Raw genomic sequence first — 14,068 nt, 5'->3', positions numbered from 1 at the left:
GAGCGGCGTACTGACTGTGCGCTGCTCAAAGAGCTAACAACACATCATCCCGAATGAACAACTTTGCCACCGCGGCTCCCCTATAAGGGGACTCGACAGCGGAGGAACTGCGGGGAAGACGAATCACACTTGTGCGACTCGCCTTCCCTGCTGTTTTTATACGGCAGAGAACTCGAAACTGGCGTACCCGCTTTCTGCCTCCGCATCACACTTCTTGCGGAAGGGGCCGACGCCGCCCACGTAGGGCATGAACACCCGGGGCTTGCCGGGGATATTCGCACCCACATACCAGGAGTTGGCTTGCGGAATCAGCGTCGAGTTGGCCACCTGATTGACATGTTCTACCCAGTCGAGAACAGCCTGCTCCTTGACCGCCACCCGCGACCACCCCTTTTCCTGCATGTACTGCAGACAGTCGGATACCCAATCCACATGCTGTTCGATCGACAGCACGACATTGGAGAATACCGACGGACTGCCCGGCCCTGTGATCATGAAGAAATTGGGAAACTCAGAGACCGAAACGCCGAGGTAGTTTTGCGGCCCGGCCGCCCATTTGTCCGCCAGACGCCGCCCGCCAAGACCACGGATATCCACATCGAGCAAGGCGCCTGTCATGGCGTCATAACCCGTGGCGAAAACGATGGCGTCCAACGCGTAATCACCGTCCCGGGTGCGGATACCCTTCGGCACGATGCGCTCGATGGGCGACTTGCGTACGTTGACCAGGCTGACGTTGTCGCGGTTGTAAGTTTCGTAGTAATCAGTGCCTACACAAATGCGCTTGGCCCCTACCGGGTAATCGTGCGAGCAGAGCTCGTCCGCGACCTCCGGGCGAGTGACGATGCTGCGGATCTTGCGATGCAGGAAATCTACCGCGTACTGGTTGGCCTCCTTGTTGGTCAGCATGTCCTTGTAGGTGAACATGAACTGCGGGCCGCCGACGCTCCACTGACGTTCGAATGTCTGCTCCCGTGTCTCGGGACTGACTTCCACGGCAGACTCGGTCGGGCGTGGATACAGCCCAAGTCCCTGCTGGCGCGCCACAGCCCGGATCGCCACATAGTCGTTTTTGATCCTACTGACATAGTCAGCCTCTAAGGGCGCGTTGCGCGCTGGCACTACGTAGGCGGGTGTACGCTGGAACACATACAAGTGCTCGGCCTGCTGAGCGGCAACCGGAATGAGCTGGACGCCGGTCGAGCCCGTACCAATGATGCCTACTCGCTTACCTCGGAAATCTACCCCAGCCTTGGGCCAATCGACGGTGTGATAGCAGTCGCCTTCAAAGGTTTCGAGCCCTTCGAAAGACGGCAAGCGCGCCGAAGACAGACAGCCACTGGCCATAATGAAGTAACGCGCGCTAATGGCGTTGCCCTGATCAGTACGCACCTGCCAGAGCCCTCTCGCTTCGTCAAAAACAGCCGAGCTCACGCGCGTATCGAATTGGATATGACGCCGCAGGTCGAAACGTTCAGCAACATGGCGGATATAACTGAGAATCTCCGGCTGGGTCGCGAAACGCTCGCTCCAGCACCAGTCCTGCTGCAAATCCTCCGACCAGGAGTAGGAGTACTCCACGCTCTCGGCATCGCAGCGCAAGCCGGGGTAACGGTTGGCGTACCAGGTCCCTCCCACATCGGCATTTGCTTCGAATACCTGCACACGCAGGCCCAGGAGGCGCAATTTGTACAGCATGTAAAGACCAGCAAAGCCGGCGCCGACGACAACCGCATCGACCTGGCCGGAATGATCCGACCCTGTGTGCAGGGTGGAAGAGAAATGCTCGGACATGCTCTGACTTTCCTCGTGGGTAGATAAGAGAACTCGGTGCTGAACAGCCCTGAGCGAAGGCAAGCTGCTACACACCAAGCGGGGGTTAAGGGTGTGAGGTGGACTAGCCTGCCAACCGTTGCTCGATGAACCGGCCAATGTGCTCGATTGCAGCAGCGCTACCGGGCAGGACGTTCACGAACGAAACGAACCCATGGAACTGCCCTGGGTAACGCTCGAACTGAATCGGTACGCCGGCACCGACCAGTCGCGCCGCATAGGCCTCGCCTTCGTCGCGCAGCGGGTCGTATTCAGCGGTAATCAACAGGGTTGGCGGCAGCCCGCTCAAGTCGTTCGCCAGCAGTGGAGAAGCGTCCGGATGCTGGCGTTGTGCGGCATCGGGCAGATAGTGATCCCAATACCAACGCATCATTTCGCCAGTCAGAAGCGGCTGCAGGTTCGGATCGAGATAGGAAGGTCGTTCAAAGTCCGCGTCAGTGACCGGATAGAGAAGCACCTGAGCGGCAATGTGCGGCTGCCCTTCGTCCCGCGCTCGGCGCGTTACCACGGCAGCAATATTTCCGCCCGCACTGTCGCCGGCAACAATAAGGGGAAGCAGCGAATCCGAGCCGAGCAGTTCACGCCCTTGCGCGGCGGCCCACTGCAAGGCGTTCATCCCATCATCAATCGCAGCGGGGAAACGCGCTTCCGGAGCCAGACGATAGTTCACCAGCAATACCGCGCACCCCGTGCGCTCGGCCAACTTGCGCCCCAGTGTGTCAAAGTCGTCAATGTGCCCGGTGACCCAACCACCGCCATGGAAATAGACCATCAGGGCTTTAGGAGTTGCACGGGGCACGAGCAGACGCGCCTCAATAGTGGCACCGCCACTGTGCACGAGCACATCGTGGACATTGCCCATCTCAGGCCCCTGCCCGTACATTGCTCGCAACTTGGAAGAGCCTTCACGCACCTGTAAGGCATTCATTTCGTTCAGGGGGGTGACTCTCGCCTTGGCAAAGAGCTCCGCGAGTGCAGCGCTGTGCGAATCTAGAGGCATGCTTGCGATCCTTTTCAACCTAACGATGGGCAATACCTACGGCTGCCGACAGCACTTTTCTGAAAAGGCAGGTAGCCGGGCAGCCCAACCGTCGCGAAAAATGACCGCCGCCGAACTGAACATATTGGCGACTTTGTACACCTGAATCTTGGACATTTAACGGACTATGTATATACATAATCCATGATAAATCACACAATGACAATACATATAGAGAAGAACGTATACTCATGACCTCCCCTTCTTCGGCGCCAAAACGGGCGCCCAACAGTCGCGAAGCCATTCTTGCTGCAGCGATGACCTGCTTCGAGCAGCATGGGTTGCGCGGTGCACGCGTAGAAGATGTACTGCAGGAGGCCGGCGTATCGCGCGGCACCTTCTACCGCCAATTCGCCGGCATAGATGCCGTGATAGTGGAACTGGCCGTTCGCTCCGCCCGCGATCTATTCGCGGCAGCTGTTCACGACAGCGAAAACGCCACGATGCCGGTGAGCGCTAGAGTGGCCTGGGTGGTCACGCGTATATCGGGCCGCGAATCCGACCCGCCCATTCTGAAAATGATCGAAGACAGCGGCGAACTGATGCGCCTCTCCAACATGGTCGTCAACACGGAGGAAGCCAGGCGTTTGCTGGCGGCTCCGTTGCTCCCGCTGTTACAGACCGGTCAGCGTGATGGCAGCTTGCGCACCGACCTGAGCCCAGAGCAGATGGCCGAGTGGTTGGTTCGCAATGCGAGCTCCATACGCCAGTTGCCGCCCCCCTGGTCAAACAACTTCTCCGAGCTGCTCGCTTACGTGAACGACTTCGTGATGCCTGCCTTGCTAGCTCGGCGCGACCCAGGACTGGAGGACGTCGTGGCCCGGCTAGGCCGAATCGAACAGCAGCTCGCAATCAGCGCTCTCACCGCCGGCGAATGAGCACTCGACGAGAACACATGCCAAGAAACACGAGGCACATCGTGTTCCCGGCGCCGGCGTTTACCCTTGGAGTGCCGGCCCCGCAGTCAGTCCGCCATCGCAGACAAACTCGGAGCCCGTGCTGTAACGACTGGCATCGCTGGCCAGAAACAACGCCAACTCTGCCACTTCCTCCGGTAGCGCAACTCGTCCGATTGGCGTGCTTTTTCCAGCATTCGCGGCCATGTCTCCCAGCATCGGCGTGGCCACGGCGGCGGGATGGATGGAGTTGACCCGGATATTGAAAGGGGCGAATTCAAGTGCTGCGACCTTGGTCATACCTCGCACCGCCCACTTGGTCGCCGAGTACCCAATGGTCCTTGGCGTTCCGGTCAGCCCGGCTGCTGATGACAGGTTCACGATGCTGCCGCCACCACTCGCTTGCAGCGCTTGGAGTACTGTCTGCATGCCGAGGAAAACGCCCAGTTGGTTGATCTGGACCATGCGCATAAAACGCTCAGGGGTCTCATCCCTGATCGCCGCCACGGTGAAGATCCCCGCCGAATTGACCAAGGTATCCAGCCGGCCAAATACCCTGAGGGTACTCGCAACCGCCTGCGCCCATGACGCCGGTTCACATACATCCAGAGGCAGAAATAGACGCCCTCGTTCATGACGCTCTTCGCTGAAGCTGATGTCTGCAACCACCACCCTCGCCCCACGTGCCTCGAACAAGGTGGCGACGGCGGCACCTATTCCCCGCGCACCACCCGTGATCAAGGCAACCTTGCCCTCCAATTCCAGAGCCGGCATTTTTTCTTGCATCGCGCTATCCCCCGTCTAGGTTCATCCACCGCGCGAAACCCGAAGAATCATCAGGTTCCGCTCAATGGATGCGTTTCGGCCCTCAGCCTACGTAACGAATGGCGAACACTGAGCCGTCGGGATGTTTGAAATTCCCCGAGGAATAGCTGTGCCCCATGTTGGTCACGATCATCCGGTTACCGGCGAAACCGATCAGGTTCTGGCCTGCCTGGATATTGGAAGCGAATACATGCTCCCTGCCCTCGGCATCGCGATGAATGATCGACGTGGTATAGGGCAGTGCCGCACTGGAATCACCTTCAGCCCAGTGAACGGAGGACATGAAACCCGCGTACTCGGGACGGAATGCCTCCCCCCCCAGCGGCCCGAAGCCCTTCGGTGCACGCAGCGTAGCGCCACCCTGCAAGGCCTCGATCGGCTGCGGATGAACCATACCATCAGCGATACGGTAATGCGCCGTGCGGAATTCGTGGGTCTGTTCGCCCCCGAAGTTGGTGCTCCATTTTCCTTCAAGCACCAGCATGTTCTCCTCGCCCACCACCTGCGGGTCGGCGTAGAACAAGCGATACGGCATGACCGGTCCGGGCCCCTGCTCGCCGTCCATCACCAACCAAGGTGAGACCGAACCATCCGGGCGTACGGCATAGATCGTGCTGTTATGCATGGAGAAGATCAGCAGCAGACCTTCTTCCGGCGTGCCCTTGCGACCGAATACGCCTGGCAGCAACGCCCCGGAGATCTGCTCTTTACCCGAACGCGGTGCAATGGCGAAGGGATATGGAATGCTCTCGCCCGGCGCTAGGCAATAGATCATGTGATCCATCACGGCACCCCGGCGGTGCGGCACCACCTGGCTGCAGAAGAAAATGTGATTCCCCCAATCGCCCCAATCCGCCGGCGCGATGATGGGCCGGAATACGCCAGCTTGCCGCCCTACGCCAGGAGCCATCAGCGTTTCCCAGCGATTGTCGGCATGCAGGCGATAGAGACCGCCGTGCCCCATCGACCAGTCGGTTTGCGCCTGGGGTTGCCCACCGATTTCCGAGATTAAAATGGACCCATCCGGCAGCCCCCAGGCGCAGTCTTCACGCCAATCCCAGAACACCTGGGGGTCATACAGAAACTCACCGCCCGTGACGATGGGTTCTACGACATAACGCGGATCATGGACCTCGACCTTGAACTGGGTCAGTTCGCGCAATTGATCGGAGGTGAAGCCTGCGTTGCTCATGTTCGTACATCCTCTTCTTGTTTTGGCTGGTGACGCCGGCCAGTCATTGGCGTCGCGCAGTGTGTCCCTGTTAAAGAGAGACAGTACCTCGCCGTCTGCTCGATCCAAGCCCGCCGGCACAGACTGCCCGATGCGTCACTCAGCCGAATAGACCACGACCGACCGTACGGCCTCACCAGTGCGCATCATGTCGAAACCACGATTGATCTCATCGAGCTCGAGATGATGGGAGACCAGATCGTCCAAGCTGTATTGGCCTTCCACGTACATGTCGACGAAGCGCGCTACGTCCTGGCGCTTGGCGCCGCCCATCAATGAGCCTGTCCATTTCCGGCCGCTCATCAGGGTAAAAGGAACGGTACTGAGCTCCTGGCCCGCAGGGATCACCCCTACACATACCGAGAGTCCCCAGGCCGGGTTGGTACTTTCCAGGGCTTGTCGAGCCAGAGCGGGAACGCCAACGCACTCGAACGCAAAATCGACGCCCATACCGGTCAACTTCTGAACTTCGGCAACAATGTTCTCAACCTCCTTTGGGTTGATGAAATCGGTGGCGCCGACTTTCCTCGCCACCTCTGCCTTGGCCGGATTGGTGTCGATCGCAATGATCCGCGACGCACCGGCGATCTTGGCCCCTTGAATTACACTGAGCCCCACGCCGCCGGTACCGAATACCGCCACAGAAGATCCTGGCGTGACCTTGGCGGTGATCATCGCAGCCCCCAGGCCGGTAGTTACGCCGCAAGCGATGCAGCACGCATGATCAGTTCGTGCCTGCTCATTGACCTTGACCAGGCTGTCGACCGGCACGACGGTCATTTCGGCGAAGGTGCCGAGCCCCATGTAAGAGGCAATTGGCTGACCATCGAGCGAAAACGGTGTTTTCGCGGATTGGCGGCGCGCCAGCATCTGCACACACAGGTTAGTACGCCCCGACTTGCAGAACGCACATTCGCCACAATCAGGCACTAGGTACGGAATCACCCGATCACCCACGGCAAACTCGCTGACACCCTCACCAACTGCGACCACATCCCCTACCCCCTCATGCCCCAATATTACTGGGAACGCCTGCGGGATCTTGCCTTCGAGGGCACTCAGGTCCGAATGACAAAGGCCGGTGGCCTTCAGCTTCACTAACACTTCACCAGGGCCTGGATCAGCAAGAGTCACTTCACGAATCTGCAGAGGCTCGTTGGGGCCGAATGCAACGGCGGCTTTAACCGAAAGGGGCATTTTTATTCTCCTGGGACGGGACGGGCCTGCTTGGCTGCCGCCCTGTGTGAGTAGCGCTGTTTTAGTTATCGTAGTTAACCTAGATAACCTTCATTTTTCACTCTGACACGAACAGGAAGCGGCTGTCCAGAAGACAGTTGCAAAGAGATAGGAGAGGATGATGGGAAAGGTTTATGGGTGCTGGACAGCTTGGACGTAGTGCTGGGCACTGGCCCAGAATTGTTCCAGGCCGCGCTTTCGCTGCATCTGCGCAAGACGCACCAGCGACATTTCTGCTGACACCCGCGGTTCGGCAAATGGACGCACCATATGCCCGTCAGGAAGACTGTCTCCCCGAACAAACCAATCAATGCTGATCGCGCAGATACCTTGTGCCGCTGCAAAACTAGCGAGTGCAAACGGATGGGATTCTGGAGGCACGATGCATTGCGCACCGCCGTCCTGCACAAGCCATTGGGTTAGCTGATCGAAAAGCACGGGGCCATGCTCTCGGGCAAAAAATGCGATGGGCGTCTGCGCGAGGTCAGCAAGTGCAATGGATGGTTTGGCTGCAAGCGCGCTGTTCACCGGTACCACAAGGTTGAACGGTACCCGCCGGATCACCAAGCGTTCAAACAGCTTCGAGTCCTGCAACTCGTGGCCCATGTAGAACGCTGCATCAATCTCCATTCTCAGTAATGCATCCAGTTGCTCAGGCTGAGGGGTACCAATGACCTCCAACAGCAACGACGGATAATCCTTCGCGGCCGCCGACACCACCTGTGTGCGCTCGGGTACGAAGACCGAAAATGGTGTCGCGCCAAGGCGACAGGACAAGTCGTTACGCTCCCGAAGAGCTGAGGCATGCTCCCGAAGTTTGCGACTGTTATCGACTACGGCCGCCACGCTGCCGAGAATCTCCTGCCCCTCCTTCGTAAGCTCGACACTCCGCGTGGAGCGCAGGAACAGGGCGAATCCAAAAAACTCTTCCAGCTTGCGGATCTGAACAGAAATGGAAGGTTGTGCCACATGTAGTCTGGCCGCAGCGCGCGTAAACGAGCGCTCCTCAGCAAGCACAACAAAGTAATTCAACTGTCTGGCGTCGAGCCTTTTCATCCGTACTTACCAATCAGCGAGCAGATTTATAGGCTATCGCTATGAATCTCGCTCCGCAATCTATTGGACTCCTGCCACTCATTGAAACCAAACTTTTTTACAAGCTCCCTACTCAAGAAGAACAAAAATGCAAAGCTCGTTAGCAGAACTGCAACGCGTGTTCGCTATACAGAAACGGCATCAGGCAGTGGTAAAGGCCTCGAATGCTGATGCGCGAATCAACAAGCTTCAGCGCCTCAAACAGGCCATCCTCCGCAACCAAGAAGATATTGTCGAAGCACTGACCACCGACCTTCGCCGCCCTCGCACAAGCTCCCCAGAATTTGGTGCAGTCATCGCGGAGATCGATAATGCAGTCATTCATTTGAAGAAATGGATGACCCCTTTGGAGGTTAATCCCTCACTGCCCATACTAGGCGCCAGCGCGCGCATCGTGCGAGAGCCTCGCGGAGTCTGCGCGCTTTATGGCCCTTGGAACTTCCCCATTTTGTTAGTGCTGCAGCCGCTGGTGGCAATCGTTGCGGCGGGCAATTGTGCTATCGTCAAACCCAACGAGCTAACACCCGCAAGTAGCCAGGTGATTGCCCGAATCATTGCCGAGAGCTTCGATGAAGCCGAGGTCGCTGTATTCGAAGGTGGTGTAGAACTCGCGGAGCAAATGCAGGAGCTACCATTCGATCACGTGTTCTTCACGGGTAGCCCGGCAGTCGGTCGCACCATCATGGCCGCCGCGGCGCGGCACTTGAGCTCCGTCACGCTTGAACTGGGCGGGAAGTGCCCCGTCATCATCGACCACACTGTCGACCTCAAAGACGCAGCAGAAAAGATCATTCGAGGCCGCTGCACCAATGCCGGGCAACTCTGTCTGGCCCCTGATCATGTCTGGGTACGCAAAGACCTGCGTGATGAACTCGTTCAGCACCTGTGTGAAACGGTGAGGACACTCTTCTATCCCCAGGGCTTTCTCGACAAAAACGCATTTGGTTGCATCGTGAATGGAAGAAATCTGCAGCGCCTGCAGGGCTATCTACAAGACGCGCTGCAGCGCGGAGCTTCACTGGCTTGTGGAGGGGAAATAGAAGCAGCTGATCTCACGGTCCACCCGACGGTGCTCATAGATGTTCCGGCAACTGCCACAATTATGCAGGAAGAAATCTTTGGCCCACTGCTTCCGGTGATGACCTGGGACTCCATCGATGAGGCGATCCGCGTGATCAATGCTCATGGCAAACCGCTGGCGCTCTATGTGTTCAGCAACGATGACGCATTTGTCGACAATGTACTGCTTCATACCTCTTCCGGCGGCGTCACTCATAACGACGTCATCCTGCATGCAGTAGATCCGGGTCTACCGTTTGGCGGGATAAACGGCAGCGGAATTGGCCGTTACCACGGCATTCACGGGTTCAACGAACTATCCCATGAACGCCCCGTGTTTTCAGTTCCTTACGTAGCGAAGAGAGGGTGAAGCCGTGAACACTTACATCCCTATCCAGCCTGAAGTCATCAAAAACACCGAACGAACGGGGCCTGTTTCCCTAAAACGTCAGCGCCTGATCTCCGCTTTGTACTTATCGGCGGTGGTACTGGGCCTTCTGCCGTGGCTGCTGAACTTGTCAGCGTTCTGGCAAGCTAGTGGCCTGGGGCTATTGTTTCCAGGTGCAGGCTTTCTTGCCGTGGGCGGCTGGTCACTGCTGCTTATTCCTGTCACGTTGCTATTGTTTGCAACAGCTCTCTTCGCCTGGTTCGCGACAGGAGTTGTGGTCGCACCACCATTGATCTGGCTCGGTAGCGCAATTCTTGCTGGCACACTGAGCGGCGATGCCACTTGGCCTTGGGCTCCCTGGTTGACAGCAGCCGTATGTCTAGCCTGGCAAGTGCGCAAATACCTTAAACGCAGCAAGGTGCATCAACGCGACCTGGGGCGACGTGAGCAACGCAATGCCTATCTGCCCGATGCCATGCAGGCTGTCACAGCCAGAGCCGCGCCCCACATTCCCCCCGCCAACCACGAGCTCGGGGCCGATGAGGTCGCACTTTCCAGACTGATACTCGAAAGGGCACTGCAGCCCGTCGGGCAGCTCGAACACTTTGACCGAATCGACCAGTTCCAGACTGCATCACTACGCTATCAGCTCAACTTTCTGGGCTATGGGTTGGCGCAAATGCAGTCTCAATACACGCCCAACTTCCATGGCTATTTGAGCGAAGCCCAGCGGCGGCTTATCGAGCAGTACTTGCAGCGTCCGATCTGGGACTACTGGCGACTGGAAAATCTCTGGGGCAATCTGAAGTACGACCCCGACCCCGTCGACAAAGACAACGTCATGCTAACTGGCTACTTCGGGCAGCAGGTCGGCATGTACATGCTCAATACTGGAGACCATCGCTACGCGAAGCCTGGCAGCCTGACCTTTCGTTGGAACGACGATACCGCCTACGAGCACGACATACACAGCATCAACCGCTCTCTGATGTGGAACTTTGCTAACAGCAGTTACTGTCTGTTCCCTTGCGAACCTAACTGGATCTACACCGGCTGCAACTTCTTCGCCCTCAGGAGCGTCGCGGTGTATGACCGCCTGTTTGGCACACACCAACTGGATGAGCTCAGACAACCATTCCTGGACAGCTTCGAGCGTGAGTTTACGACTGCCAGCGGTAGTGTGGTATCCCTTCGCTCCAGCCTGACCGGGGCTACCGCGCCCTTCCCAGGGGGAGACGCCGGTGCGGTACAGGGGATGAACCTGATTTCCAGCGAGCATGCCAAGCGCTTCTGGGCCATGGCCAGGAACGACATGGCACCCCTGATCGTTGAACAGAACGGCTTGCGCCAAATGAAAATCCCCGGCAAGGGCCTGGATTTCGGCAATTATCGCCGTGGATTCACGATGATCTATGGTGGCCTGTTAATGCAGGCTCGAGAGATCGGCGACACCGAATTTAGCGAAGCGATCCTCAACGCTCTCGATCAGCAATGTGGCCGCAAGCTCGATAATGGTGTCTTGTCATACGAGGGTTCAAATCTCGCCAATGCCACCGCCTTTCTCGGTCGACTCATGCAGCGCGATGGTTATCGCCATTCGCTGACCCAGGGCCCTACAGCAGAGGCGCTTCGAGGCCCATTGTTGACGGGCGCCGAATTTCCGCAGGTGCTGGTAGCCAAAGCGAGAAGCCACGATGGGCAGGATCTAGAATTGGTCTTGTATCCCGGAACCGCTCCCGGCCCCCAACGCATCACCATCGAGCGTCTGAAACCACACGGCCATTACAGCGCCAAAGGCACCATGCAGATGCATTTCACCGCTGACGTCGCTGGTACGGTCGAACTTGAGGTAATGCTCAACGGCCGAACTTCGGTGTGCATAACGCAGGGTTAAGAGTAAGGAGTCATTTATGTTCGGCTGTTGCGTATTGGTAGTGTCAATCATCGTGCTGTTTCTTGAAGGCGCCCGGCGCGTTCGGGCTGCGCTCCAGTCACCGACTCGCCTCGCAAAGGCGGCGCTACCGGTACTTGCCAACTGGCATCGCAAAATGGCGGGCCCAAGCGCAATCGTACTGCTGTCAGTACTGTTTTCCGGAGCGTGTCTTTTGCTTCTTCACGGATGGCCGGAGCACTCGTCACCCGTTGCCGCTGAAGAGAGCCTGGAAACCCTCTTCAGCGGCACTTTTTGCTCTGCAAAACCTGCAGCCAGCCTCGCAATAAAAGACCAAGCGGCTCACACAAACTGAGCCGCCCAAAGGGAAGGCCGCTTGTCCAACCGAGTGAAATCACCGAGGCACGGTATCAGCCATGGCAGCAAGAAAGATCTGTATACCTTGCCGCATGGCCTCCGATAACCACCGCCGACTCCAGCGATTCAGCGGGCATTGGGCAGGAGGAGGCATTTGATTATCGCTGGGCATGGGCGGATTCCTGCTTGGTTTAATAGTTCTGGGCCGAAACTGATTGCTAACTCAGCAAGGCCAAACATAGATAACCTAGATTACCATGTCAACCTCGCTCGCCAGACGATCACATTCTAACTATCACTTGATACGTAGATATAATAGTTATATAAGTTAGTGAATAGAGCGATGACATAGGAACTCCATAACCATGAGCAACGAAGTCGAATCTGCAGTCGATACAGCGCCGCTTAACACGCCCGCTCCTCCTTCGGCACCAACAGACCAACAATCGGCTGCTGCAGCGGCGAGCATACCCCACAGCATGACGCGCCTGACCATTGCCCGTCGGCTAACCGAATCGAAGCAGCAGGTTCCCCATTTTTATGTGAAAGGCGCTTGCCGGATCGATGCCCTACTCTCTCTGCGCAACCAGCTAAACGCTGCGTTGCAGGTCAAGTCATCGGTAAACGACCTTATCGTCCGCGCAGTGGCTCTCGCCCTGCGTGAAGTCCCGGAGGCCAATGTGTCTTGGGGCGAGAAAGCGATGCTCAAACACCAGCAGGTTGATGTTGCGGTAGCGGTCGCTACACCTCGCGGCCTGGTTACCCCCATCGTCCGCAACGTCGAGCAGAAGCAACCGCAAGAAATTGCTAGTGAGATCCAGGAGCTGGCCGGTCGCGCTCGAGCCGGCCGGCTCAAACCCCATGAGTACCAAGGGGGCACCGTCACCGTCTCTAACCTGGGCATGTTCGGCGTCGAAGAGTTCAGCGCCATCATTAACCCGCCGCAATCGATGATCTTTGCCATAGGTGCTGGCCAGGAGCAGGTGATTGCCAACGAAGGGAAGATTGAAGTCGGTACGTTGATGAACGTCACCATCTCGGTCGATCACCGCGCCGTTGATGGCGCCGTCGCTGCACAACTGTTCGCGGCCTTCAAGCGCCTGATAGAACACCCTGAAGCTCTGAGCGCTGTGTAATACGCAGGAAACCCTGTATCGCTCGTCGTTACAGGGTCTTTTTGTTCCTTAAACGGCTGCGAGTTCTGCTCCAGCCGCTTTCGTAAAGAGCTCCTCATGCATCTCGTCACCTCCAAATGGCCCCCATAAAAAAGCCGCGATCATTCGCGACTTTCTCATTTAGTTGACCGGCGTACTCAGTAGCCAGTCTGCAACCCGGGCGGCCAGGACATCGTTGTTGTCCTCCATCATCAGCATGTGGCCATTGCCGTGAATGCCAGACTCGGGCAGATAGTCCAGGGAAATATTGGCGAAGCGCTGCGACAACATCCTGGCCTGCTCAACATCCAGCAACGACAGCGTGCTGCCCTGGGATGGCAGGTTATCTCCCCAGATTAGCCGTACTGGGATATTCGGAAAAAGAGGATCGTCCAGTCCCGGACAGGTCTGGGCAGGCTCAATCGAAGCAATCGCCTTGACCTGATGCGGACGACTGAGGGTCGCCATCCACCCCAGATGCCCACCTTGGGAATGGGTGATCAACACCACTTCACCGAGCATATCGATGAGCTGCAGCAGCGGCTCGAGGGCTCGTGGATCGCTGCGACCGGGCGTGCCGGCGGCGATGGCGCCCGGTACACCAAAATCAGGCCAGAGCTGCGCGCCATAACACAGTGACTCCGCCAATGGAAAGCGCCCACCACCGCGAGCAAAGCGTTCGCCCATTTCCAGGCCGCAGGTAAAGGCCGGCCCCACAGGTTCTGCTCCATTGGCAAAGGGGTTCAGCCCTGTCAGATCTGGTGCGGAACGGCCACGCCACGCCTGGTCGATCACCAGCGTTTCGAAGCCGGCTCGCACGAACAAGGTTTGCCAGCCTTCACGACCATCAGGTGTCGTCTCCCAGGTCACACCGGAATGCATGCCGCCATGCAAGAACACAATCGGGAATGGAAAACATCGTTTCTGGGGAACCATACGCTGAACATACATGGCCCCCGTCACTTGTGTTTCCAGACCGAAGATCTTGTGCTGCACCTGGTGTGACCTTCCTCCAACATAAAAGCTTTCCAGCGCAGCGAGATTCAATGACTGCATACCCCCTC

The 14,068-nt window shown here is 57.7% G+C and carries 11 protein-coding genes; 4 read left to right on the top strand and 7 right to left on the bottom strand.

Translation table 11 applies throughout. The features are described 5' to 3' along the window. Positions 1-156 precede the first annotated feature (156 nt). The gene (locus IB250_RS04595; RefSeq protein ID WP_192343163.1) at positions 157-1,794 is read right to left on the bottom strand and encodes a flavin-containing monooxygenase; all 1,638 of its coding nucleotides are present in this window, start codon (positions 1,792-1,794) and stop codon (positions 157-159) included. Between the two features lie 103 nt (positions 1,795-1,897). After that, positions 1,898-2,833, bottom strand: coding sequence for an alpha/beta hydrolase (locus tag IB250_RS04590; RefSeq protein ID WP_225603266.1), 936 nt, complete (start codon positions 2,831-2,833; stop codon positions 1,898-1,900). Between the two features lie 230 nt (positions 2,834-3,063). On the opposite strand from IB250_RS04590, the gene IB250_RS04585 reads away from it, so the two are divergent. Then, positions 3,064-3,750, top strand: coding sequence for a TetR/AcrR family transcriptional regulator (locus tag IB250_RS04585; RefSeq protein ID WP_192343162.1), 687 nt, complete (start codon positions 3,064-3,066; stop codon positions 3,748-3,750). A 60-nt stretch (positions 3,751-3,810) separates the two neighbouring features. Here IB250_RS04585 and IB250_RS04580 read toward each other — a convergent pair whose 3' ends face one another. From IB250_RS04580 to IB250_RS04565, 4 genes are all read right to left on the bottom strand, one after another. Then, positions 3,811-4,554, bottom strand: coding sequence for an SDR family oxidoreductase (locus IB250_RS04580; RefSeq protein WP_225603265.1), 744 nt, complete (start codon positions 4,552-4,554; stop codon positions 3,811-3,813). An 82-nt stretch (positions 4,555-4,636) separates the two neighbouring features. After that, positions 4,637-5,785 carry a hypothetical protein gene (locus IB250_RS04575; RefSeq protein ID WP_192343161.1) on the bottom strand — a complete coding sequence of 383 codons (1,149 nt, stop codon included), beginning with the start codon at positions 5,783-5,785 and terminating at the stop codon, positions 4,637-4,639. A gap of 135 nt (positions 5,786-5,920) precedes the next feature. Beyond that, positions 5,921-7,021, bottom strand: a complete 1,101-nt coding sequence (locus IB250_RS04570; protein WP_192343160.1) for a zinc-binding dehydrogenase — start codon at positions 7,019-7,021, stop codon at positions 5,921-5,923. 171 nt (positions 7,022-7,192) lie between these two features. Then, positions 7,193-8,116, bottom strand: coding sequence for a LysR family transcriptional regulator (locus tag IB250_RS04565; RefSeq protein ID WP_192343159.1), 924 nt, complete (start codon positions 8,114-8,116; stop codon positions 7,193-7,195). Positions 8,117-8,243: 127 nt separating this feature from the next. Between IB250_RS04565 and IB250_RS04560 the strand changes: the two genes are divergently transcribed. The 3 genes from IB250_RS04560 to IB250_RS04550 all read left to right on the top strand — a co-directional run bounded on the left by IB250_RS04560 (position 8,244) and on the right by IB250_RS04550 (position 12,986). Then, a complete protein-coding gene (locus IB250_RS04560) occupies positions 8,244-9,584 on the top strand; it encodes an aldehyde dehydrogenase family protein (protein WP_192343158.1) in 1,341 nt (446 codons plus the stop codon). Positions 9,585-9,588: 4 nt separating this feature from the next. Beyond that, positions 9,589-11,496, top strand: a complete 1,908-nt coding sequence (locus IB250_RS04555; protein ID WP_192343157.1) for a hypothetical protein — start codon at positions 9,589-9,591, stop codon at positions 11,494-11,496. Between the two features lie 719 nt (positions 11,497-12,215). After that, complete coding sequence (locus tag IB250_RS04550) at positions 12,216-12,986, top strand: 2-oxo acid dehydrogenase subunit E2 (RefSeq protein WP_192343156.1); 771 nt, start codon at positions 12,216-12,218, stop codon at positions 12,984-12,986. Positions 12,987-13,145: 159 nt separating this feature from the next. Here IB250_RS04550 and IB250_RS04545 read toward each other — a convergent pair whose 3' ends face one another. Then, positions 13,146-14,060 (bottom strand): hypothetical protein, encoded by a 915-nt coding sequence (locus tag IB250_RS04545; RefSeq protein ID WP_192343155.1) that lies wholly within the window; start codon positions 14,058-14,060, stop codon positions 13,146-13,148. Positions 14,061-14,068: the final 8 nt, after the last annotated feature.

The organism is Pseudomonas sp. PDM09, assembly GCF_014852305.1.
Lineage (GTDB): Bacteria > Pseudomonadota > Gammaproteobacteria > Pseudomonadales > Pseudomonadaceae > Aquipseudomonas.
Note: the sequence above shows the minus strand (reverse complement) of the source record. Positions and strands in the feature narration are given on the sequence as shown.